Annotated in this window: 21 protein-coding genes; 15 read left to right on the forward strand and 6 right to left on the reverse strand. The window is 69.0% G+C overall.

All coding sequences use genetic code 11. The features are described from left to right. The first annotated feature begins 10 nt into the window (after positions 1-10). From cydB to EV645_RS37410, 6 genes are all read left to right on the forward strand, one after another. A complete protein-coding gene (gene cydB / locus EV645_RS37385) occupies positions 11-1000 on the forward strand; it encodes a cytochrome d ubiquinol oxidase subunit II (protein WP_130449195.1) in 990 nt (329 codons plus the stop codon). Next, positions 997-2622, forward strand: coding sequence for a thiol reductant ABC exporter subunit CydD (gene cydD, locus EV645_RS37390; RefSeq protein WP_130449197.1), 1626 nt, complete (start codon positions 997-999; stop codon positions 2620-2622). The genes cydB and cydD overlap by 4 nt, the downstream gene beginning before the upstream one ends. Next, a complete protein-coding gene (cydC, locus tag EV645_RS37395) occupies positions 2619-4232 on the forward strand; it encodes a thiol reductant ABC exporter subunit CydC (protein WP_130449199.1) in 1614 nt (537 codons plus the stop codon). The genes cydD and cydC overlap by 4 nt, the downstream gene beginning before the upstream one ends. A gap of 100 nt (positions 4233-4332) precedes the next feature. Next, entirely contained in the window at positions 4333-5469 is a 1137-nt protein-coding gene (ftsY, locus tag EV645_RS37400) for a signal recognition particle-docking protein FtsY (RefSeq protein WP_242000917.1), read from the forward strand. Positions 5470-5534: 65 nt separating this feature from the next. Then, a complete protein-coding gene (locus EV645_RS37405; RefSeq protein WP_130449202.1) occupies positions 5535-5942 on the forward strand; it encodes a YciI family protein in 408 nt (135 codons plus the stop codon). Further along, the gene (locus EV645_RS37410; RefSeq protein ID WP_130449204.1) at positions 5920-7131 is read left to right on the forward strand and encodes an RNA polymerase sigma factor; all 1212 of its coding nucleotides are present in this window, start codon (positions 5920-5922) and stop codon (positions 7129-7131) included. The genes EV645_RS37405 and EV645_RS37410 overlap by 23 nt, the downstream gene beginning before the upstream one ends. Here the strand turns inward: EV645_RS37410 and EV645_RS37415 are convergent. Together EV645_RS37415 and EV645_RS37420 are read right to left on the reverse strand one after the other, a co-directional pair. Then, on the reverse strand, positions 7128-8087 hold the full coding sequence (locus tag EV645_RS37415) for an asparaginase (protein ID WP_130449206.1): 960 nt from the start codon (positions 8085-8087) through the stop codon (positions 7128-7130). The genes EV645_RS37410 and EV645_RS37415 overlap by 4 nt on opposite strands. Positions 8088-8114: 27 nt before the next feature. After that, positions 8115-8690: a helix-turn-helix domain-containing protein gene (locus EV645_RS37420; RefSeq protein ID WP_130449208.1), complete on the reverse strand. Its 576-nt coding sequence runs from the start codon at positions 8688-8690 to the stop codon at positions 8115-8117. Between the two features lie 75 nt (positions 8691-8765). On the opposite strand from EV645_RS37420, the gene EV645_RS37425 reads away from it, so the two are divergent. The 3 genes from EV645_RS37425 to EV645_RS37435 are packed head-to-tail and all read left to right on the forward strand — an operon-like array spanning position 8766 to position 11443. Further along, positions 8766-9725, forward strand: a complete 960-nt coding sequence (locus tag EV645_RS37425) for an NAD(P)/FAD-dependent oxidoreductase (RefSeq protein ID WP_130449210.1) — start codon at positions 8766-8768, stop codon at positions 9723-9725. Positions 9726-9755: 30 nt separating this feature from the next. After that, positions 9756-10199 (forward strand): sigma factor-like helix-turn-helix DNA-binding protein, encoded by a 444-nt coding sequence (locus tag EV645_RS37430; protein WP_130449212.1) that lies wholly within the window; start codon positions 9756-9758, stop codon positions 10197-10199. Next, positions 10196-11443: a hypothetical protein gene (locus tag EV645_RS37435; RefSeq protein ID WP_130449214.1), complete on the forward strand. Its 1248-nt coding sequence runs from the start codon at positions 10196-10198 to the stop codon at positions 11441-11443. The genes EV645_RS37430 and EV645_RS37435 overlap by 4 nt, the downstream gene beginning before the upstream one ends. Here the strand turns inward: EV645_RS37435 and EV645_RS37440 are convergent. After that, on the reverse strand, positions 11372-12049 hold the full coding sequence (locus EV645_RS37440) for a TetR/AcrR family transcriptional regulator (RefSeq protein WP_130449216.1): 678 nt from the start codon (positions 12047-12049) through the stop codon (positions 11372-11374). The genes EV645_RS37435 and EV645_RS37440 overlap by 72 nt on opposite strands. A gap of 264 nt (positions 12050-12313) precedes the next feature. On the opposite strand from EV645_RS37440, the gene EV645_RS37445 reads away from it, so the two are divergent. The 4 genes from EV645_RS37445 to EV645_RS37460 are packed head-to-tail and all read left to right on the forward strand — an operon-like array spanning position 12314 to position 17338. Continuing rightward, the gene (locus tag EV645_RS37445) at positions 12314-13678 is read left to right on the forward strand and encodes an ammonium transporter (RefSeq protein ID WP_198682121.1); all 1365 of its coding nucleotides are present in this window, start codon (positions 12314-12316) and stop codon (positions 13676-13678) included. Beyond that, on the forward strand, positions 13675-14013 hold the full coding sequence (locus EV645_RS37450; protein ID WP_130449218.1) for a P-II family nitrogen regulator: 339 nt from the start codon (positions 13675-13677) through the stop codon (positions 14011-14013). Before EV645_RS37445 ends, EV645_RS37450 begins: the two co-directional genes overlap by 4 nt. Next, a complete protein-coding gene (locus tag EV645_RS37455) occupies positions 14014-16272 on the forward strand; it encodes a [protein-PII] uridylyltransferase (RefSeq protein WP_130449220.1) in 2259 nt (752 codons plus the stop codon). A gap of 10 nt (positions 16273-16282) precedes the next feature. Beyond that, positions 16283-17338: a DUF2332 domain-containing protein gene (locus EV645_RS37460; RefSeq protein ID WP_130449222.1), complete on the forward strand. Its 1056-nt coding sequence runs from the start codon at positions 16283-16285 to the stop codon at positions 17336-17338. Here EV645_RS37460 and EV645_RS37465 read toward each other — a convergent pair. From EV645_RS37465 to EV645_RS37475, 3 genes are all read right to left on the reverse strand, one after another. Beyond that, positions 17328-18152 (reverse strand): arginase family protein, encoded by an 825-nt coding sequence (locus tag EV645_RS37465; protein ID WP_242000902.1) that lies wholly within the window; start codon positions 18150-18152, stop codon positions 17328-17330. The two genes, EV645_RS37460 and EV645_RS37465, sit on opposite strands and share 11 nt — an antisense overlap. A gap of 192 nt (positions 18153-18344) precedes the next feature. After that, positions 18345-19403 (reverse strand): hypothetical protein, encoded by a 1059-nt coding sequence (locus tag EV645_RS37470; protein ID WP_130449224.1) that lies wholly within the window; start codon positions 19401-19403, stop codon positions 18345-18347. Next, positions 19396-19842 carry a hypothetical protein gene (locus EV645_RS37475; RefSeq protein ID WP_130449226.1) on the reverse strand — a complete coding sequence of 149 codons (447 nt, stop codon included), beginning with the start codon at positions 19840-19842 and terminating at the stop codon, positions 19396-19398. Before EV645_RS37475 ends, EV645_RS37470 begins: the two co-directional genes overlap by 8 nt. A 107-nt stretch (positions 19843-19949) precedes the next feature. Between EV645_RS37475 and ffh the strand changes: the two genes are divergently transcribed. After that, positions 19950-21515 (forward strand): signal recognition particle protein, encoded by a 1566-nt coding sequence (gene ffh / locus EV645_RS37480; RefSeq protein ID WP_130449228.1) that lies wholly within the window; start codon positions 19950-19952, stop codon positions 21513-21515. 231 nt (positions 21516-21746) lie between these two features. Next, entirely contained in the window at positions 21747-23093 is a 1347-nt protein-coding gene (locus tag EV645_RS37485; RefSeq protein ID WP_130449230.1) for a lytic transglycosylase domain-containing protein, read from the forward strand. Positions 23094-23209: the final 116 nt, after the last annotated feature.

The raw sequence follows: 23209 nt of genomic DNA on the forward strand, positions 1-23209 counted from the left end.
GGGGCTCGAGATGGAACTGACGACTGTGTGGTTCATCGCGATCGCGATGCTGTGGACCGGGTACTTCGTGCTCGAGGGCTTCGACTTCGGAGTCGGGATGCTGTTCCGCTTCCTCGGCCGCAACGAGCCCGAACGAAAAGCCGCGATCACCACGATCGGGCCGGTCTGGGACGGCAACGAGGTCTGGCTGATCATGGCCGGCGCCGCGACGTTCGCAGCGTTCCCGGAGTGGTACGCGACGCTGTTCAGCGGCTTCTACCTGCCGCTGTTCCTGATCCTGGTCGGGCTGATCGTGCGCGGCGTCGCACTGGAGTACCGCGGCAAGCGCGACGATCCGGTCTGGCGCGGGCGGATGGATCTGATGATCACGATCGGCTCGCTGCTACCGGCGCTGCTGTGGGGCATTGCCTTCGGCAACATCGTGCGCGGCGTACCGCTGGACGCCGATCACGAGTACGTCGGGAGCTTCGGGACCCTGCTCAACCCGTTCGCGCTGCTCGGCGGACTCACGTTCGTGGCGGTGTTCATCACGCACGGCGCGATCTTCCTCGCGCTGCGCACCACCGACGACCTGCGCGCCCGCGCTAACCGGCTCGCCACGCGCACGGGCGTCGTCGCCGCGGTGCTCACGATCGCCTTCCTGGCCTGGGCGCAGGCGCTGCGCGGCGACAGCGTCTCGATCATCCTCACGATCGCGGCCGTCGTTGCGTTCGCCGGCGGGCTCGTAGCGAACCTGTTGCGTCGCGAGGGCTGGGCCTTCATCGGTACGACGGTGGCCATCGGGCTGGCTGTCGTGTCGTTGTTCGTCGCGCTGTTCCCGAACGTCATGCCGTCGACGCTGGAGCCCGGCTCGACGCTGACCGTGGTCGAGGCGGCGTCCTCGGCGTACACGTTGAAGGCGTTGACGATCATCACGGGGATCTTCTTCCCGCTGGTCCTGGTGTATCAGGGCTGGACGTACTGGGTGTTCCGGAAGCGCGTGATGGTGGCGGCGTCGTGAAGCCGCTCGACCCGCGGTTGCTGCGGAGGGCCCGGGGCGCCCGGGTCTTCCTCGCCGCGTCGGTACTGATCGGTGTCGCGAGTGGCGTGCTGATCGTCGTACAGGCTGTGCTGCTGGCCCACGGCATCACAGGCGTCGTACTGCGGGGCAGTGGCGTAGCAGGTGTGGCGCTGGCGTTGGCACTGGTCGTTGCGGGGCGGGCGTTGCTGGTGTGGGCGCAGGAGGTGGTCGCGCAGCGCGCTGCGGCAGCGGTGAAGTCGACACTGCGCCGGCAAGTGCTGGAGCACTCGCTGAAGCTCGGACCGGTGTGGCTGAGCGGTGAACGCAGCAGTGCGCTGACAACGCTGCTCACCAAGGGACTGGACGACCTGGACCCGTACTTCGCTCGCTACCTTCCGCAGCTCGTACTGGCGTCGACGGTGCCGGCCGGCGTGATCGGCTGGATGGCGACGGGGGATCTCATCGCCGCGGGGACTGTGCTGGTCACACTGCCGTTGATCCCGATCTTCATGGCGCTGATCGGCTGGGCGACACAGGCACGTAGTCGGCGGCGTCAGCACGCACTGGCGGTGCTGGCGCATCACTTCGCTGATGTGGTCGGCGGACTGACCACGCTGAAGCTGTTCGGACGCGCGAAGGCACAGGAGTCCGCCGTACGTCGGGTGACCGATCAGCACCGTGCCGCGTCGATGGGGAGCTTGCGGCTGGCGTTCTTGTCGTCGTTCGCGTTGGAGCTGCTGGCCAGCATCTCCGTGGCGTTGGTCGCCGTTGGCGTTGGGCTCCGCCTTGTTGACGGGAAGCTGGGGTTGGAGACGGCTTTGATGGTCCTGATCCTGGCGCCGGAGGCGTACCTGCCGCTGCGGCAGGTCGGACTGCAGTTCCACGCAAGTGCGGACGGTGTGGCGGCGAGCGAAGAGGTGTTCCGAGTGCTGGAGACGCCGCTGCCGGTACGGGGCGACCGGACCGATGTGCCTGACCTGCGGGTGAGTCCACTGCAGCTGTACGACGTGACGGTGCGGTACCCGGGGCGTGATGAGCCGGCGCTGGACGGGTTCGACCTGGAGCTGCGGCCAGGGGAGGTGGTGGCGCTGACCGGTCCGAGCGGCGCTGGGAAGTCCACCGCTCTGGCAGTGCTGCTTGGGTTTGTCGAGCCGGAGCGCGGTGTGGTCGTAGCTGGTGGCAGTGCGGCCGACGAGTTCGACCCCGCCGAGTGGCGGCGCCAGTTCGCCTGGGTGCCTCAGCGCCCCGGTCTGCGTCTCGGCACTGTCGCCGACAACGTGCGGCTCGGCTGCCCGACCGCATCCGACGACGAGGTCCGCCTCGCCCTCATCACTGCAGGCGCCGGTGAGCTCGCGTTGGACAAGCCCGTCGGAGAGCAAGGCCAACTCCTGTCCGGCGGCCAGCAACGCCGAGTCGCTCTAGCTCGAGCTCTCATCACCGACGCCCCCGTACTGCTGCTGGACGAGCCGACCGCTGGTCTTGACCCGGACGCCGAAGCAGCCGTCATCACCGGCCTCCGCTCAACCGGCCGCACCGTCCTGATGGTCGCCCACCGGCCGGCACTGATAGCAGCCGCCGACCGAACAGTCTCGGTAGGGACCCGAGAGTTGGTGAACGCATGAGCACGCCATGGCAGTTGGTGCGACCGGAGCCGAGTGTGCGGTGGCGGCTGGTGCTCGCGTTGGTGTTGGGCGTTGCAGCTGCGGGGTCGGCGGTGGCTCTGCTGGCAACCTCGGCCTGGTTGATTACTGCTGCCTCCGCCCAGCCTCCGATCCTGCTGTTGCTGGTGCCGATTGTGGCGGTGCGGGCGTTCGGTGTCGGCCGCGGTGTCTTCCGGTACGTCGAGCGCCTGGTCGGCCACGACGCGGCGTACCGGGTGCTGGGCGAGACACGGGCCCGCGTCACCGGTCGACTGGAGAAGATCGGACCGACGTCCCAGCGCAAGGGCGACCTGCTGGCCCGGCTCGTGCTGGACGTGGATGCGGTCCTCGACCTCTGGCTGCGTGTACTCCTGCCAGTCGCGGTAGCAGCCATCACGGCCGCCGCGACCGTAGCCCTCCTCGCCCTTCTGCTCCCAGCAGCCGGTGCCGCGGTTGCGCTAGCGGTCCTGATCGCCTGCACGGTCGTACCGTGGCTGACCGCCCACACCGCCCAGCGAGCCGAGCGCAACATCGCCGGCGCACGCGGCGACGTCGCAGCCACCACCACCGAGACCCTGCTCACCGCAGCCGACGTACTCGCCTACAACGCGGTCGACTCAGTTCTGGACGACTTCTCCCGCCACGACGCCCGCCTGGCCGCAGCCGAACGCCGCTCTGCCTGGAGCACCGGCCTCGGCAGCGCCCTACTCGTCGTCTGCATCGGCGGCGCCAGCATCGCCGCACTCGTCCTCGGCAGTACGGCGAACATCGGCGGCGCAGTATTCGCAGTACTGGTCCTCACCCCACTCGCCCTGGCCGACGTACTCGGTGGGATCCCCGCCGCCGCCCAGCTAGCCATCCGAGTCCGAGCCGCGCTGGGCCGGGTCCATGAACTCGTGGACACCCCGGACGCGCTCACCGAGCCGACCGACCCGCTACCGCTCCCGACCGGACGCGACCTGCAGGTGAAGCTGCTGCGCGTCGGGTACGACGACGGCGACGTACTAGACGGGCTCAGCCTGGACATGCCCGCCGGGAGCCGTGTCGTGATCACCGGCCCGAGCGGTTCGGGCAAGAGCACCCTGGCCGCAGTACTGCTGCGGTTCCTCGAGCCGCGCGGCGGCGAGGTGCTGCTGGACGGTGTGGACCTGGCCAGGCTTGAAGGCGACCAGGTGCGGTCTGTCGTCGGCCTGCTAACCCAGGAGAGCCACGTCTTCGACACGAGCATCCGCGAGAACCTGTTGCTCGCCAAGCCCGGCGTGAGTGACCTGCAACTGTGGAAGGCGCTCTATCGTGCACGGCTCGGGATGTTCGTCGAGAAGCTGCCGGACGGCCTCGACACCATGGTCGGCGAGCACGGCGCCCGGCTGTCCGGTGGTGAGCGCCAGCGGCTCGCGTTCGCGCGGCTCCTGCTCGCCGACCGCGACGTACTCGTCCTGGACGAGCCGACCGAGCACCTGGACGAGGAGACCGGCCGGGCGTTGCTCGCCGACCTGTTCGCGGCAGCCGGCGACCGGACCGTCGTACTGCTCACCCACCGGCCCGAGCTGGTGCCTCCTCACGTACCGCGACAACTGGTTTGCCTGACGTGACAAATGCGGGCGGCGGGCCGGGTGTCTGTCAAGATGGGGAATCGTGTTGACCCCACAGCTTGTCTCGCTTCTCACAGACCAGGCCCTGATCACAATTGTTGTGGTGATCGCGGTCGTTCTCGTCGTCGGTACGACCGGTCTGGTCGTCGCCCGGCGGCGCCGTTCCGAGCTGCCCGCGGCCACCAAACCCGCCGTGGAGGCACCGGAGCCGAAGGTCGGTGAGGACGCCGAGGAACCCCGGGACACCCCGACCCGGACGCTGGAGGATGCCGAGCTTCCGGAGGCGGAGACCGCTCCCGCCGCGACGCTCGAGAAGCCGGAGTCCGCACAGGGCCGGCTGGTCCGGCTGCGCGCCCGGCTGGCGCGTTCGCAGGGCTCGCTCGGCAAGGGGCTGCTCGCGCTGCTGTCCCGCGACAAGCTCGACGAGGAGGCGTGGGAGGACATCGAGACCACGCTGATCACCGCTGACGTCGGCGTCGCGCCGACGCAGGAGCTGGTCGAGAAGCTGCGCACCCGGATGCGCGTGGAGGGCGTCGGCGCCGCACAGGCCCGCGACATCCTCCGCGAGGAGCTGGTCGCTCTGGTCGACCCGTCGATGGACCGGTCGCTCAAGGCGAGCCGCAAGGACGGGCAGCCCGCCGTCATGCTGATGGTCGGAGTGAACGGCACCGGCAAGACCACCACCGTCGGCCGCCTGGCCCGGGTCCTGATCGCCGAGGACAAGCACGTCGTCCTCGGTGCCGCCGACACCTTCCGTGCGGCCGCCGCGGACCAGCTGCAGACCTGGGGTGAGCGCGTCGGCGCCCGAACTGTGCGCGGTCCGGAGGGCGGCGACCCGGCGAGCATCGCCTTCGACGCGGTCAAGGAGGGCATCGCGGAGGAGGCGGATGTCGTGCTGGTCGACACCGCCGGCCGCCTGCACACCAAGACCGGTCTGATGGACGAGCTCGGCAAGGTCAAGCGTGTCATCGAGAAGACGGCACAGGTGGACGAAGTACTCCTGGTCATCGACGCGACCACCGGTCAGAACGGCCTCACCCAGGCCCGCGTGTTCGCAGAGGTGATCGACGTCACCGGGCTGGTCCTGACCAAGCTGGACGGTACGGCGAAGGGCGGCATCGTGATCGCGGTGCAGCGGGAGCTCGGCGTACCGGTCAAGCTGGTCGGTCTCGGCGAGGGACCCGACGACCTGGCGCCGTTCGACGCTGAGCAGTTCGTCGACGCCCTGCTGGAATGAATTGATGTAGAGCTGCAGAGACCGGCTTCGTCTCCGGGTGAAGGCCCGAACGAGAAGGAGATGACATGACCAAGTTCATGCTGCTGATGACCAACGACGGCGGTAACACCGACATCCCGATGCTGGAATGGGACGAGGCCGACAGAAACGCCCACATGAAGCACCTGGGGGACTCGATCGAGCGGCTGCGGCAGAGCGGCGAGCTGGTCGAGGTCAACGCACTGACCTGGCCCAGGCACGCCAAGGTGGTCCGGGCGACCGGGGTGAGCGCGCCGGTGCTGACCGACGGCCCGTACGCCGAGGCCAAGGAGGTCCTGGCCGGCTACACGATGGTCGACGTCGAGTCGGAGGAGCGGGCGCTGGAGATCGCCGCCGAGCAGTCTGCCGCCCCCGGTCCCGGTGGCGTCCCTCTCGAGCAGCCGATCGAGGTACGCCGAGTGATGGACGGCGATGCCGACCTGCACGACTTCTGACCCTGATCACGGCCTCGAGGACCTGCTACGCGAGCTGACGCCGCAGGTCCTCGGCGCGGTCGTGCGCTGGTCCGGTGATTTCGCCGCGGCGGAGGACGCGGTCCAGGAGGCGCTGCTGGCCGCCGCGACGACCTGGCCGCGGGACGGCCGCCCGGACAAGCCGAAGGCCTGGCTGATCCAGACGGCCTCGCGGCGGCTGATCGACGACGTACGGCAGCAGCAAGCGCGCCGCCGACGTGAGGAACGCGCGGCGCTGCGCGAGGTGCCGGGGGGGGAGACCGAGGAGCACGACGACACGCTCCGGTTGCTGTTCCTGTGCTGCCATCCCGCGCTCACCCCGGCCTCGGCGATCGCGCTGACTCTGCGGGCGGTCGGCGGTCTGACGACGGCCGAGATCGCCACGGCGTACTTGGTGCCTGAGGCAACGATGGCGCAGCGGATCAGCCGCGCGAAGCAGAAGTTGAAGGGCGCCAGCTTCGAACTGGACGCCGACCCGGACCGGCTGCGCAACCTGTTGCACGTCCTCTATCTGATGTTCAACGAGGGCTACACGAGTACTAGTGGCCCGGAGCTGCACCGCAGCGACCTGTCGACCGAGGCGATCCGGCTGACGCGAGCAGTACGCGCACAGCTGTCCGACAACGGTCAGGTGGCCGGACTGCTCGCTCTGATGCTGCTGACCGACGCCCGCCGCGCAGCGCGGACCGGTAAGGGCGGAGAGCTCATCCCGCTGGCAGATCAGGACCGATCGCTGTGGCACCGCGACCACATCACCGAAGGTGTGGCTCTAGCGGTCGAGGCGTTCAACACGCCGCCACTAGGCGAGTACCAGATCCAGGCCGCCATCGCAGCATTGCACGACGAGGTCGACCGCGCCGAGGACACCGACTGGCCGCAGATCCTCGCGCTGTACGGACTACTGGAGGACCTGTCCGGCAATCCGATGGTGAAGCTCAACCGGGCGATCGCGGCCGCCATGGTGGACGGCCCCGACGCCGGTCTGAAACTCCTCGAACCACTCGACGAGGAGCTGGCCGGCCACTACCGCCTGGACGCCACCCGCGGACATCTCTACGAGATGCGCGGCGACCGCGAGACCGCCGCCGAACACTTCCGCGCGGCGGCCCGCGGTACGACGAGCCTCCCCGAACGCGACTACCTGATATCCAAGGCCGCGTCGCTCAGCTAGACGTACTGCGCGAACGCCGCGGCGATGTCGTCGTCTGTTGCCAAGAGCAACCGAAGTAGCACGCGGGCCTTGTAGGGGTCGAGGAATCCGCCCTCGATCAGGCCACGCTGCAGCAGGTCGGTCTCCGAGCCGGGGGAGTGGTACGTGTTGCGGACCACCGAGCCGGCGCCGGTGCGTGAAGTCAGGACGACCGGCATCCGGGCGGCCAGGTCGCCGAGCACCGGAGCGAGTGCGGCCGGCACGTGTCCCACGCCGTACCCAGCGACGACCAGGCCCTGGTGTGTGTCGGCCAGTCCCTGCAGAAGGAGGCCGTCGTCGTCCATGGTGACCGTGTAGAGCGCCACCTTGAGGTTGTCGAGTTCGGCCGGCTCGGCGCTGCCCTGTACGCCGTCCAGCCGCAGCGGGCGGGTGAGGACGCTGACCCGGTCCTCGACGACATGGCCGATCGGCCCGGTGTTGGGCGATGCGAAGGTCGCCGTACTCGTGCTGTGGGTCTTGCGCACCCAGCGCGCCGCGTGGATCTCGTCCTTGAAGACGACCAGTGCGCCCAGGTCGCGTGCCGCGGGGGAGCAGGCGACGCGCAGTGCGGCCAGGAGGTTGGCGGGACCGTCTGGTCCGGCCAGCGTCGGGTTGCGCATCGCACCGGTGAAGACGAGCGGCTGCGGGTGCGGCCAGACCAGATCCGCGAGAAAGACGGTCTCCTCGAGCGTGTCGGTGCCTTGCGTGACCACAGCGCCCGCAGCACCGGCGGCGACGGCCTTCGAGGCGGCGTCGACGACCTCGAGGATCTTGGCGGCGGTCAGGTTGGCGCTGGGGATCTTCTCGATGTCCTGAATCTCCACCGGGTGGCCAAGCTCGGACAGCCCCGGCATTGCCGCGGTGAGGTCGTCACCGGTCAGCCGCTGGCTGCCTGCCATCGAGATCGTTCCGCCCAACGTGAACAACGCGACGCTCACTGCGTATCTCCTGTCAATTGGCCTGTGTCATGTAGTGCGCGCTCTGACGTGCATCCGCTCCCCTTGCGGGCCGTAAAGACATAGCACCTCTGTCGGTCCAGGACCGGGATTGGCGAACCAGTGCGGCACCCGGCAGTCGAACTCGGCCACCTCACCCTCCTTCAGGATGAAGTCCTTGTCGCCGAGCTTCAGCCTGACCCGCCCGGACAGCACGTACAGCCAGTCGTAGCCGTCGTGCGTCTTCTGCACCACGTCGTTGCCCGGATACCCCTCCGGCAGGATCTGCTTGAACGCCTGCATCCCACCCGGCCGCCGGCTCAGCGGGATGTGCACCGTGCCGTGGCGCTTGATCGGCTTCGCGTAGATCCGCGGGTCGCCTGTCGGCGGTGCGTCCACCAGCTCGTCCAGCTGCACCTGGTGCGCCCGGGCCAGCGGCAGCAGCAGCTCCAGCGTCGGCCGGCGCTGACCGGACTCCAGCCTGGACAGCGTGCTGACCGAGATGCCGGTGGTCTCGGACAGCTGGGCCAGCGTGGTCCCGCGCTCGATCCGCAGCGCCCGCAGTCGCGGTCCGACCGACTCGAGCACGTCCTCGTCGTTTGCCATACCAGCAACAATACTTGTTGAAAATGAAAACCACGACGCATCCTCGGATCACAGTCGAGACGAGGAGTGCGGGACATGACGAAGTACGACGTGATCGTGATCGGTGGCGGCGCCGCCGGCCTGAGTGGAGCGCTGGCCCTGGTCCGGTCCCGCCGCTCGGTGCTGGTGATCGACGACGGTACGCCGCGCAACGCGCCCGCGGAGGGCGTGCACAACTTCCTGACCCGCGACGGCACGCCGCCGGGTGAGATCTACGCGCTCGGCCGCGAGGAGGTCGTCGGGTACGGCGGTGAGCTCGCCGAAGGCACCGTGACGACCGCGCGGAAGGACGACGACGGCTTCACGGTCGAGCTGGCCGACGGTACGACGTACCGCAGCCGGCGATTGCTGGTGACGACCGGGCTGACCGACGTACTGCCTGACGTGGCCGGACTGGCGGAGCGGTGGGGGAGGGACGTGATCCACTGCCCGTACTGCCACGGCTGGGAGGTGCGGGACCAGGCGATCGGCGTACTGGCGACCAGTCCGATGGCGTTGCATCAGGTGCAGTTGTTCCGGCAGTTGAGTGACGACGTGACGCTGTTCCTGCACACGGCGCCGGAGCCGACCGATGAGCAGTGGGAGGAGCTGGCTGCGCGCGGCATCTCCGTCGTACAAGGCAAAGTCGAGCAGGTCGAGGTGTCCGACGACCGGATCACCGGAGTGCGGCTGGAGGGCGGCAAGGTCATCCCGCGGCAGGCGCTGGCGATCCAGACCACTGTGCGCGCCCGGGCGGGTTTCCTGGCGGATCTGGGGCTGGAGCCGACCCTGGTCGAGAACAACGGCATTGAGGTCGGTACTGCGATCCAGGTCGACGGCATGGGCGCGACAGAGGTCCCTGGCGTCTTCGCGGCAGGCAACGTCACCAATCCGATGGCACAGGTGATGCCATCCGCTGGGGCCGGCCTGATGGCGGGTGCCGGGATCAACTACGACCTGATCGTGGAGGAGACGGCTTGGGCGCGATCGGAAGCTGGCTCTGGCCGCGGGGAGTAGTTGAGGAGTTGAATATAGGCGGGAGGGTGGATGCGCGACACGGTCGACCCGGATTTCGCCTCGTTCGTGGATGCACGACAAGGCAGATGGCTCCGTACGGCGTACCTGGTGTACGGCGACCTCGAGCGAGCCGAGAAGGCGCTGTTGCGCGCGTTCACGCAGCTGTCGATGCAGTGGACCAGGGTGGACGACCCGGACGCGTTCGTGCAGCGGATGCTGTATCTGCCGGCGCTGAAGCCGTGGAACCGCTCGCCGGCGTTCCCGGACGAGGACGACCAGGTGAAGGCCGCACTGGGTGAGCTGACACCCGCGCAGCGCACTGTGTTCGTCCTGCTCCACGTGGAGGAGCTCACCGAGTTCGAGGTGGGCGATCTGCTCGGGATGTCCCACACCGCCGTCCACGCGCACGGGCTGACCGCCTTCGGGCGGTTCCGTGCGGCGCTGGGCGCGGGGGACTGGCGTGATGCCCGATGAGGCGGGAAGACGTTCCACCGCTGCTGGTCCAGGCAGCAGACCGGCTACCCGAACCGGACCTGGCCGATGCGGCGTGGGCAGCCGGACTGAAGGTACGACGGCGTCGGCGCCGGATCGCCGTGGTCAGTGTGATCGCGGTGTTCGTCGTACTGCTGATCATCTCGATCTCGATCGAGGTCGGGTCGCGCGGCAACGCGGACATCACCCCGCCGAACAAGCCCCCGACTCCGCGCGACTACCTCGCACCGGCCGGCAAGATCGCCGGAATCGACTTCTGGGTGGCGCCGCCGCCCGGCAGCGAGCGGCTTCTCGATCGGCTCGAGACTCCGCTCGGCGACCGCTTGGAGCTGCCGGGCAAGGTGCGTCCGCTGGCCAAGCACAAGCTCGATCGCGTCGCCGCCGTGGTGCTGGTGAAGAACGGCGACGCCTACGAGCCGCTCCTGCTCGGCCGCGACTCGTCCTGGTCGCAGGCCGCGGTCCAGCTGGCCCCCGTCGACGGTGGTTCACCGTTGAGCTCGGGAGCGGTGTCACCCGACGGCAAGGTCGTCGCCTTCCCACAGCCCGGGAAGCTCGTCACCGTCGACGCGTCGACGGCCGAGATCTCGCAGTACCCGCTGCCCGCCGGCGACTTCCGGAGCGTGTCCTGGCTCGAGGACGACCAACGCATCCTCGTCAGCGGACCAGGTGTCGCGTACCGGGTGCTGGTCGGCGAGGGCGGCGACGGCGAGCCGCCACTGGTCCGGATCGAGGGCTCGGACGACCCGGAGGCGGTCACCTCGCCGTTCCGGATCGAGACCGGCCATCTGATGCGCTACCTCGTCACCGGTCAGTGGACGGAGGAAGGCCCGCTGACACTTCCGGTCCGGACGTGGGTCGGTCAGACGTTCTCGTCCGGTAGCGGTGTCGCCCGGCTGTTCGTCGCGGAGAAGCTGCCGGAGGTCCCGACGATGAGGTCGCAACCACAGGGCGTAGCGGCCGTTTCGACGTTGAGCATGCGTCACAGCCGGCTGCTGATCCTGGGTGAACCCTTCACCGGCTCCGCGCAGACACCGGCCGGCGCCGGGGACCCGTCCTACGTGCGGGAGCCCGGCTGCTGCGCAGTACTGGGTTGGTACGACCAGCAGAACGTACTGGTGCAGGTCCGAGGCTGGGTCTTGGCCTGGGACCTGGACTCAGGACAGGTCCGCAGAGTCACCGAACTCGCGGTGGGCGAGCTGGCTCTCGGACCTGGTTTGCGGCCATGAGCCGCTCCACCCGTCGAGGATGGCCCGCAGGGTGACGTCGGCCAGGCGCTCGGCGTCCTCCGGCGGCGGCATCGGGCGTCCGGTCAATGCCCGGACGACGAAGACACCCGCCATCCACTCCACCATCACTACCGGATCCGCGGTGCTGCGGACCCGTTCTCCCCGGGCTCTGGCCCGGTCCAGCGCGGCCTCGGTCAGCTCGATCCGCCGGTCCAGGACGTCCCGGTAGATCTGCGCGGACCGCGGGTCGCGGTTCGCCTCGGCGACTGCGAGGCGGATGAGTGCGAGTCCCCTTTCACTGTTGGCGAAGATCAGTGCGGTCCGGTAGACCTCCAGCAGGTCGCCGGCGATCGAGCCGGTATCCGCATCCGGTATCTCCATGTTGAACAGGTCGGCCATGGCGTCGTTGGCGAGCAGCTCCTTGCTGGCCCACCTGCGATAGATCGTCGCCTTGCCGACCCCCGCGGCCTCGGCAACGTCGTCAACCGTCATTCCGTCGAATCCCCGCTCCAGCAGCAGCTGTACGGCGTACCGGCGGATCCTCGGCTCCGCCTCCGGGTCCCGTGGTCTGCCGCGGCGCGGCCTCACCCCGTAGATCGGCTCCATTTCTACGTCCCCAGCTCAGACGGGTGCAGTGGCGCGGCTGCTGGCCCGTGTGGTCCAGGCCAGAGTGCCACAAGTTGGCCTCCGGTGAGTCATGTCACCGCGATGTCACCTGGGAGCCCGCTTTGTCACATGCCTGAAACAAACGGACCGATCGGCTGAAACGGCGCGCCGACACCGTGTCCGTTGTGGCCGAGCGGCGGGCTCCCCGGCGTTGTGGAGACCTCCCGACTGAGGACGCCGGCCACCCCCAGTTCGATGGAAGGGATGACGTTGATGGAGATCAACGCCGGCGATACCGCCTGGGTTCTGGCCAGTGCCGCCCTGGTGATGCTGATGACCCCGGGCCTGGCTTTCTTCTACGGCGGCATGGTGCGCGTGAAGAGCGTGCTGAACATGATGATGATGAGTTTCATCACCATCGCCGTCGTCACCATCCTCTGGGTGGTGGTCGGCTACTCGCTGACCTTTGCCGGTGACACCGGGCACGTGATCGGGGACTTCTCCGAGGTGGGCCTGAAGGGCCTGCTCGCGCCGGAGGCGGTGAGCGGGACGACGCCCACGCTCGCATTCGTCGCCTTCCAGCTGATGTTCGCGATCATCACCCCCGCGCTGATCTCCGGGGCGATCGCCGACCGGGCGACCTTCCGCGGCTGGATCGCGTTCGTGGTCGGCTGGACGCTGCTGGTGTACTTCCCGGTCGCGCACTCGGTCTGGTTCCTCGATGACGGCAACGGCGGCTGGATCGGTGACAAGCTCAAGGCCATCGACTTCGCAGGCGGTACGGCGGTCCACCTGAACGCCGGTGCCGCCGCGCTCGCGCTGGCGATCGTGCTCGGGAAGCGGGTCGGCTGGAAGAAGGACCCGATGCGGCCGCACAGCCTGCCGCTGGTGCTGCTCGGCGCCGGTCTGCTGTGGTTCGGCTGGTTCGGGTTCAACGCCGGCTCCGCGTTGAGCGCCGGCACCACCGCCGCGGTCACCTTCGTGAACACCCAGGCCGCCACCGCCGCCGCGGTGATCGGCTGGCTGATCGTCGAGCGGCTCACGCACGGCAAAGCCACCACACTGGGCATGGCGTCCGGTGCGGTCGCCGGTCTGGTCGCGATCACCCCGTCGTGTGGTGCGGTCACCCCGCTCGGTGCGCTGGCTGTGGGTCTGCTGGCCGGCGGCATCTGTGCCTTCGCGGTGTCGCTGAAGTACAAGTTCGGCTTCGACGACTCCCTCGACGTGGTCGGCGTGCACTTCGTCGGCGGTCTGTTCGGCTCGCTGGCGATCGGTCTGTTCGGTTCGGCGGCCGCGCCGTCGGCCGTGAACGGTCTGTTCTACGGTGGCGGCGCCACCCAGCTCGGCAGACAGGCAGTGGCCAACGTGGTGGTCGCGATCTACTCCTTCTCCGTCGCCTTCATCCTGGGCAAGGTGATCGACAAGACGATCGGCTTCCGGCTCAAGGAGGACGACGAGGTCACCGGTGTCGACCAGGTCGAGCACGCGGAGACGGCGTACGACTACCTCGGTTCGTCGGGTCTGCGCGGCGCGCTGTCGTCCCGCCCGGTGCCGGCTCCGGCCGAGACGGCCGAGAATGGGACCACTGAGGCCACGGAGCCGTCGGAGAAGGAAGGTGTCAAGGCATGAAGCTGGTCACCGCGGTGGTCAAGCCGCACAAGCTGGACGACGTCCGGGCCGCGTTGGAGACGTTCGGCGTCACCGGTATGACGGTCACCGAGGCGAGCGGCTACGGCCGGCAGAAGGGCCACACCGAGGTCTACCGTGGCGCCGAGTACGAGGTGGACCTGGTGCCGAAGGTCCGGCTCGAGGTGGTCGTCGAGGACGGTGACAGCGCCGACGTGGTCGACGTGATCGTCAAGGCGGCGCAGACCGGCAAGATCGGTGATGGCAAGGTGTGGGTCACCCCGGTCGACACGATCGTCCGGGTCCGGACCGGTGAGCTGGACGGAGACGCCCTCTAGATGGTGGACAGAGCAGAGCAGCGGCGCGTCCGTGCCGAGGAGGCCGACGCGCTGCTGTACCTGCTCCTCTCCAAGGCCTGTGACGCCCTCGGTGTACCTACCGAGGGCGTCGCGCTGGTCGCGGTCGGCGGCTACGGCCGGGAGGAGCTGTCGCCGTACAGCGATCTCGATGTGATGCTCGTGCACGTCGAGGGGTACCCACGGGTGGACGAGCTGGCCGCACAGATCTGGTATCCGCTGTGGGACTCGCGGACCAAGCTGGACCACAGTGTCCGCACACTGGCCGAAGCACGCGAGGCCGCCGCAGCGGACGACCGGGTCGCGCTCGGTCTGCTGGACGCGCGCCACGTGGCCGGCGACTCACACCTGACGCTGCAGCTGCGGTCCGTGCTGATGGCGGACTGGCGTCGTACTGCGCGCACCCGGCTGCCCGGGCTGGCGCAGGCGTGCCGCGATCGAGCGTCCACGGTCGGAGAGCTCGCGCATCTCGCGGAGCCCGACCTCAAGGAGGCGTACGGCGGTTTGCGGGATGCCGTCGTACTGCGTGCGTTGGTGGCGTCCTGGCTGGTCGACGTACCGCATCCGGTGGTGGAGCGGGCGCGGAGGGATCTGCTCGAGGTCCGCGACGTACTGCATGAGGTAGCTGGTCGGGCGACTGACCGGTTGGTGGCTGATCTGGCTGGTGAGGTGGCTGCTGGGCTCGGTCTGTCCGGGCGGGACGAGTTGCTGCGGCATGTGTACGCGACGGGCCGGACGCTCGCGCATGTGTGCGATGTGTCCTGGCGACGGGTCGAGAGCTTGATGACCAAGCCGCCGCGTTCCCGGCGCCGTCAGCGGACCGGTGGGCCGCTGCTGCTCGCGCTGGACGAGGGAGTGGGCCAGCACGAGGGCGAGGTCGTGCTGATGCCGGACGCGCGACCGGAGCGGGACCCGGTGCTCGGTCTGCGTGCGGCTGCGGTCGCTGCGGATCGTGAGCTCGTTCTGTCACCTGCCGTCTGCGCCCGGTTGGCGGCGTCGGCTGCTGACTTGCCGGAGCCGTGGCCGGGAGAGGCGCTTCGGTTGCTGTGCGCTCTGCTCGGTGCTGGCAGCGGACTGCTTGAAGTGTGGGAGGCCTTGGACCAGGCCGGGTACATCTCGCGCATCCTGCCCGAGTGGGACTCGGTGCGGTTCCGGCCGCCGCAGTCCGCGGTCCACCGGTTCACCGTCGACCGGCATCTGCTGGAGACGTGCGTCGAGGCGTCGGCGATGGTCCGTGACGTACGGCGGCCGGACCTGTTGCTGATCGCTGCACTGATTCACGACCTGGGCAAGGCGCTCGACGGTGACCACAGCGTCACCGGTGCAGCTATTGCGGCCCGTTTGGCCCGCCGTATCGGCTTCACCGATGCGGACTCGGACACCATCGCACTGCTTGTCCGGCAGCACCTGATGCTCGCGCAGGTCGCCACGAGACGGGACCTGGACGACCCGATGACCGTGGACATGGTGGCCGGCATCGTTCGCAGTACCGAGACGCTGGACCTGCTGGAAGCGTTGACGTACGCCGATGCGCGGGCGGCCGGTCCGGCTGCCTCGTCACCGTGGCGGATGCGGCTGGTGGGTGAGCTGTGCCGTCGGGTGCGCGGTGAGCTGTCAGGTGGTGGCGAGGGCATGTGGACCGAGGCCCCGCCCGTTCCGGTGCCGGTGCTGCACCAGGTGGTCGGTGTGGGGCGGCTCGGGCTCACTGTGTCCGACCACCACGGCGACCTGCGGATCAACGTTGCCGTGCCCGACCAGGTGGGCACGCTGTCCACCGTGGCGGCCGTACTGGCTGTAGAGCGGCTGGCCGTGCGGTCCGCGGTCATCACGTCTGTAGAAGGCCTTGGTATCTCGCAGTGGACTGTCGCCGGTTCGGCTCCCGATCCGGTCCGGCTGCGGGACCGGCTGGCTGTTGCGCTGCGGGACTCGAGCGACGTCGTACGCCGGTTGGCTGCACGGGACTCGTCTGCTGCACGTGTTGCCAGCAGAGTGGACCTGCTCCCGGAAGCGTCCGAGACCGCGACTGTCCTACAAGTGCGAGCACATGACCGTCCAGGACTGCTGTACGACGTCACTGCGGCGATCGCGGCCACTGGTGCTGACATCCGCTCTGCGCACGTCAGCACGCTCGGTGCGGAGTGTGTCGACGTCTTCTATCTCACTGACCGCCACGGCGCCCCACTCGAACCGGAGGACGCGCGAACGACGGCGAAGTCCGTCCTCGATCGGTTGACGTTCTAGTCTCAGCGCTGTGGATGTCGTAGAGGCTTTACAGCGCCAAGCCGTCGCCTGCGAGGACCTCGGCTCCCCGATGTACGCCGAGCTGCTCCGGCTGCTGGTGGACGACTACGAGGTCGGTGGCGTGTCCGTCGAAGTACTGGAGGGGTACGAGGACCGTTCGTTCGGTGAGGCGATCGGCCTGCGGTTGCTGGGCGCCGTACACGGTCTGGTGCTGTCCGGCACGGTGCCTGAGCTCGCGGCGTTCTACCCGAGTGTGGGCGGCGCGTGGGACCCGGTGCTCGGCTGGGAGGCGTTCGAGCAGGTGCTGCAGGCGCGGGTAGGGGAGGTGCGCTCGCTGCTGACCCAGCCGCCACAGACGAACGAGGTGGGCCGGTCCGCCTCCTTGTACGGCGGTCTGCTGCAGCTGGTCGAGGCCGTGCCGTTGCCGGTGCGGTTGTTCGAGATCGGCGCGTCGGCCGGACTGAACCTGCGGGCTGATCGGTATCGCTACCTCGCGGACGGGACGTCGTACGGGCCGGAGGACAGCCCGGTGGTGTTCTCGTCGGCGTGGTCGGGACAGGTGCCAGCTGTGGACCTGCGGATCGTCGAACGGGTGGGGTGCGACATCGCCCCGGTCAATCCGCTGACGCCCGACGGAGCGTTGACGCTGACGTCGTACGTCTGGCCGGACATGACGGAGCGGTTGGACCGGTTGCGGGGTGCGTTGGAGGTCGCGCGGGAGGTGCCGGCCGACGTACGCCCGGAGGACGCCGTCTCGTTCTTGCGTGCACTGGAGTTGTCGGAGGGCCACGTGACGGTGGTGTGGCACTCGATCATGTGGCAGTACCTGCGACGCGTCGACCGGTCCGCGGTGGAGGAGCGGACCGAGGAGCTAGGCGCTCAAGCGACAGAGTCGACACCGCTGGCCCATCTCAGCCTCGAGCCGCACCATGTGATCAGCCACGAGCGGGGCACGGACGGCTGGGAGTACCGAATCGACCTCCAGACCTGGCCAGGCGGGTCCCGCCGAACTCTCGGTACGGCGGCGCCGCACGGCCAGGAGCTCCGGTGGACACCTACGGAGTGAGGGCTGCGACCAAGGTGTCGGTCAGCGCGGCCGCATAGACGCCGTCCGGGTCGAGGTCCGGGTCGAAGATGCCGACGTCGATCCCCACACACTTCGGTGAGGCGAGCAGGGGGCGCAAGAGTGCGCGCAGTTGAGCGTGGTCGATCCCGCCCGGATCCGGGCTGTCGACCGCGGGCATGATCTCCGCGTCGAGGATGTCCACGTCCAGGTGCACCCAGAACCCATCGAGCTCGTCCCGCTCGAGATGCTCAAGTGTCCCGGCCGCCGCGGCGTCGACGTCCTGCGCGATCGTCAACGCCGGCCACACCGGGATCCCGACCTTCACCACGTCGGCTGCGTACTCGTCGTCCTCGCGGATCCCGAGCAGCACCGCGTCGGTGTCTCGCGTGTACGGCCCCAGCCCTTCGAGATCGGTCAGATCGGCCTGCCCGCGTCCGGTGACCAACGCCAGCGCCTCGCCACCCGCGGCCCCGACGTACGGCGAGTTGCCGACCGTCCGGAAGTCCGAGTGCCCGTCCAGATACACCACGCCGTACCGCCCCAGCCGCTTCAACCCCAACGCCGGCCCGAGCAGATTGCTGCACTCACCGCCCAGCAGCACGACGAACTTCCCCTGCTCGACGAACCCTGCAACCCGGTCCGCCAACTTCACTGTGTACGCCGCCATCGCCTGCGCGTTGAAGACCCCGTCGCCCGGCTTCCACGCCCCGCGGTCGTACCGCGGCGGCGTCACGCACCCACCGTCCTCCGCCCCGATCCGCCCCACGAACCCGTGGTCGCGCAACGCCCCGGCAAGCTTGTAACACCCCGGCACGGCCCCCTCGACCGGCGGCCGCAACCCCAAGTTAGAAGGCCCATCCACCACAACCCGCACACCAGCTCCTAACCTGTGAATGCCACCCCATAGGTTAAATCCTCAACGCTCCACCGACCACTGTCAATCAGCACACCCTCTTCGGAAACTTCTCGTCGCCACGCGCCACTTATGTTCCGCGAAGCCGCACCATCACCCGCGCCCCGACCCACCGGGCCGCTCCAAGCGCGGCGCAGCCACGCCTCGCGCAGTCCCAGCCGCCCGCGCAGTTGCCCGCGACCCATCCCCAAGCGCCGACCCCCGCCCCGCCGCCCCCGCAGCCGGCGCCACCCCACTCAAGAACCGCGCCGCCGCTACCTCCTCGACTTGAGCCGGGTGCATCGCCGGCTCCGGCTCCGGAGTCTGCTGTCGCGCCGCGTCAGCCGGCGCTTCCCCGCCGACCTGCTGTTGCGGTACGCCGCCTGTCTCCGCGATCCGCGCCGGATGCGGCCCGCGACGCCGGATCTCCTCAACCTTCGCGTTGAGCCCCCGCCCGATCTCCTCAGCGACATGCTGCCCAGCCTCAGGCGACCGCCCCGCCAACGACTCCCACTGCGGATGCAGCATCGTCTCAACCAACTCATGCCGCACCGCCTGCCGATCCACCCCCTCAGCCGGCGCGATCTCCGCCAACCGATTCCGCACCACGGCCTCGGCCAACTGATCGAACTGCATCACCGCCGGCCCCTGACCGAGCCGATCAATCAACTCCCGCCGATCAACACTCGCCCCGGACGCCTGCTGAATCAGCCCATTAGCCGCCGCATACGCACCGCTGTGTTGCTCACCACCCAAGGACAGGCCGTCGTAGCCCGCCAACTCGGCCAAGGCCTCGAAGTCGGTAGCAGCGCGGACCGCCGCCACACCGTCGTGCAGGCCTCGCGACTGCGTCGTCCGGACCGCGTTGGCCTCGCCTGGCGCCTCCAACTGCATCCCTGCCTGCGTGGCACGGGTCAAAACCGCGTCCAGTGCGCGCGCCTGGCGCCGAGGATTGGCGGCCGGATCCCTCGTCAGCCCGTCGCGCAGCAGGAGCTCATGGACACCGATCGCTCCGGTGTGCTGGTCAAAGCCGCCACGTCCGCTCGTCGCGTACAGCTCGCGGTTCCACCTGTCGGCGACTGTCGGCCGGAGCTGCCGCGCCAAGTCGTACAACCGGGTGAACTCGCGGTATGTCGGCGAGTCCTCAGGAACGCGCTGGGCGGACTCAGGCATCGGAGGCCGGGAAGGGCGTGTCGGTCAGCGGGAACGATGGGTCGCTGATCCAGCGCTCCATGGACTCGAGATCCTCGGTCATCGCCCGGATGTCGTCCGCCTCGTCCTCCGACGCTCGGTCGGCGATCTCCCAGATTCGTCGTCGTGCTTCGGCCAGCATCGCGATCTTCTCGTCGGTGTTTCCCCTCGGCGGATACGCGGCCGCGTGGATGCGGTCCGCCTCGTAGTACAACTCGCTCCACTCACGAGGCGGCGCCGGCGGCTCGGCCAGACGGGCGATGAGCCGGTCGGTCCACGCGCGGTGGTCGTCCGAGGCGTCGGCCGGGACGAGCGCTCGCAGCCTCTCCTGCTCGGCCGGGACGTCGACAGGTTGTGTGCCGCGGACCCGATCGCGGGCTCGGCCGAAGGCGTTGTTGAAGGCTGGGATGTCGAGGGGCATGGCGTTCACGGTAGCGAGAAAGAGTCCCATGCCGCCGGAGTTATCCACAGGTTGCGGGGCCGGTAGACTCGGGGAGTTCATCGCTTCGACGAAACGGACTGTTTCTCGTGTTCGACACGCTTTCCGATCGGCTCTCCACCGCGTTCAAGAATCTGCGGGGCAAGGGCAAGCTGACCGACGCCGATATCGACGCGACCACCCGGGAGATCCGGATCGCGTTGCTGGAGGCGGATGTCGCGCTGCCGGTGGTGCGGGAGTTCATCGCGGCGGTGCGGGAGCGCGCCAGCGGGGCCGACGTGCGCGGCGGGCTGAACCCGGCGCAGCAGGTGATCAAGATCGTCAACGAGGAACTGGTCAAGATCCTCGGCGGCGAGACCCGCGAGCTGCGGATGGCGAAGCGGCCGCCGACGGTGATCATGCTGGCCGGTCTGCAGGGTGCGGGTAAGACCACCCTTGCGGGCAAGCTCGCCAAGTGGCTGCGGGAGACCAAGCATCAGACCCCGATGCTGGTCGCCGCCGACCTCCAGCGGCCGAACGCGGTGACCCAGCTGCAGGTCGTCGGCGAGCGTGCCGGCGTGCCGGTGTACGCGCCCGAGCCCGGCAACGGCGTCGGCGACCCGGTGGACGTCGCGCGCAAGGCGATGGACGAGGCGCGGTCGAAGCAGTACAGCGTCGTGATCGTCGACACCGCCGGCCGGTTGGGTGTCGACGAGGAGCTGATGAAGCAGGCCGCGGACATCCGCGACGCCGTCAGCCCGGACGAGATCCTGTTCGTCGTCGACGCGATGATCGGCCAGGACGCGGTCACCACCGCGCAGGCCTTCCTCGACGGTGTCGGCTTCGACGGCGTCGTGCTGTCCAAGCTCGACGGTGACGCCCGCGGTGGTGCCGCGCTGTCGATCGCGCAGGTCACCGGCCGCCAGGTGATGTTCGCCAGCAACGGCGAGAAGCTCGAGGACTTCGACGTCTTCCACCCCGACCGGATGGCGTCGCGCATCCTCGGTATGGGCGACGTGATGAGCCTGATCGAGCAGGCCGAGCGTTCCTTCGACGCGGAGGAGGCCGCCAAGACCGCGGCCAAGCTGCAGAAGAAGGGCGGCAAGGACTTCACGCTGGACGACTTCCTCGCCCAGATGCAGTCGGTGCGCAAGATGGGCCCGCTGACCAAGATCTTCGGCATGCTGCCCGGTGCGAACCAGTTCAAGGACCAGCTGGAAAACTTCGACGAGCGCGAGATCGACCGGATCGAGGCGGTCATCCACTCGATGACGCCGGCCGAGCGGACCGATCCGAACATCATCAACGGCTCCCGCCGGGCCCGGATCGCGAAGGGTTCCGGCACCGAGGTCGCCACCGTCAGCGGCCTGGTCGAGCGGTTCTTCGAGGCCCGCAAGATGATGTCCGCGATGGCGTCCGGCAAGGGCATCCCGGGGATGCCCGGAATGCCGGGGATGCCGGGTGCGGGCGCCGGCGGGGCGCGGAAGGCCAAGCAGCAAGCGAAGAAGGGTAAGAAGCGCGGCTCCGGCAACCCCGCCAAGCGGGCGAACCAGGGCAGCCCCCAGCCGCAGGCGCCGCAGCCGGGCCAGTTGCCGGCCGCGTTCGGCGGCGGTCAGCAGGACGGCGGCGACTTCGAGCTGCCGGACGACCTGAAGAAGATGCTCGGCGGCAACTGACAGCCTTCCCGAAAGGGCACTGTCCGAGGGGCAGTGTCCGAGGGGCAGTGTCCGAGGGGCAGTGTCCGGTAGGTGAACTTTCTGCGGCCACAGGCTGCACATCCCCGCCGGAAAACCCTTCACCGTGCGCAGCGGCGCACGGTGACCGGTTGATCACGACCCCATGGCGGCTAAGATCGTGCCTACGCCCGAGAGACACACCATCTGCGGAATGCGTCGAGGACGGTTCGGATGAGGCAGCAGTTCAAGAACCTGGACACGTGGCGGGGCAAGTTGTCCGCCGCTTGCACCTGCTTGGCGCCGCCTACTGCCATGGTCGCCGTGTTCGTCGTCGGCGGCGTCACCTCGAACACGTTCATCGTCGACGCGCACGCGCTGGCCGCTCCGCGCCAGGACGCGGTCTTCGACGACCTGGCCAACAACGTGCCGACCCAGCCCGGCGTCGACGGCAGCCTGCCGACGCAGGAGAAGTCCACGATCGGGGTCCCGGTCACCGGGTCGACGGACGGCACCGTGCAGCCGATCCAGGGTGTGCTCGGCGACACCTCGGGCATCCCGGGCACGGTGCTGGCGGCGTACCAGAAGGCGGCCAGGGACCTCGCGCTCTCGATGCCCGGCTGCCATCTGACCTGGCCGCTGCTCGCCGGCATCGGCAAGGTCGAGTCCGGCCACGCCAGCGGCGGCAAGGTCGATGCGAACGGCAACACCCGCGGCAAGATCCTCGGCCCGGTCCTGGACGGCAGCCCCGGCATGGCGGCGATCGCCGACACCGACCAGGGTGTGTACGACGGGAACACGACCTGGGACCGCGCCGTCGGTCCGATGCAGTTCATCCCCGGCACGTGGCGGGCGTTCGGCGCGGACGGCAACGGCGACGGGATCAAGGACCCGCACAACGTCTTCGACGCGGCCCGGGCGACAGGGGACTACCTGTGCTCCGGCGGCGCGAACCTGGCCGACCCGCAGGGCTTGGTCCAGGCGGTGCTGCGCTACAACCACTCGATGGACTACGTCTCGACGGTGCTCCGGTGGATGCAGTCGTACAGCAAGGACACCGTGAGCGTGCCGGACAAGCCGGGCACGATCGACATCCCTGGCGACGGCGGCAACAACGGCGACGACGACAACAACGGGCGTACGGCGACCACGCCGCCGCCCACCACGCCGACGACGGCCCCCACGACGGTTCCGACCACCGCGCCGACGACAGCTCCGACGACGGTTCCGACCACCGCGCCGACCAGCAGCCGCCCGAGCACGTCGAAGCCGACCATCCCGAGGCCGACCAACGGCCCGGGCACGGTGACGACGACGCCCACCAAGCCGCCGTACACGCCGCCGAGCACGCCCCCGACGACCCCGACAACTCCGCCGACGACTCCGCCGAGCACGCCGGACGACCCGACCTGTACGCCGACCCCGGCGCCGTCGGACACGCCGACCCCGTCGCCGAGCGAGACGGTCACCCCGACGCCCACGCCGACTCCGACGCCGAGTCCGTGCAGCACGACCGGCGCGGAGTCCGACCCGACGAAGACGGCCGCGACCCCGAGCGACGCCCCCAAGCCGGGCAACTGAAGCCGGCTGTACGCTCACTCCCGACGAATCGTCAGGTAGCCGCGGTCGTTACCTCGGTGCCGGTTTTCCGAGGGGTTTCTGTGCCCCGTAACTTTGCGTCGTCTTGATGTAACTTT

The sequence above is a fragment of the Kribbella rubisoli genome (assembly GCF_004217145.1).
Taxonomy (GTDB): domain Bacteria; phylum Actinomycetota; class Actinomycetes; order Propionibacteriales; family Kribbellaceae; genus Kribbella; species Kribbella rubisoli.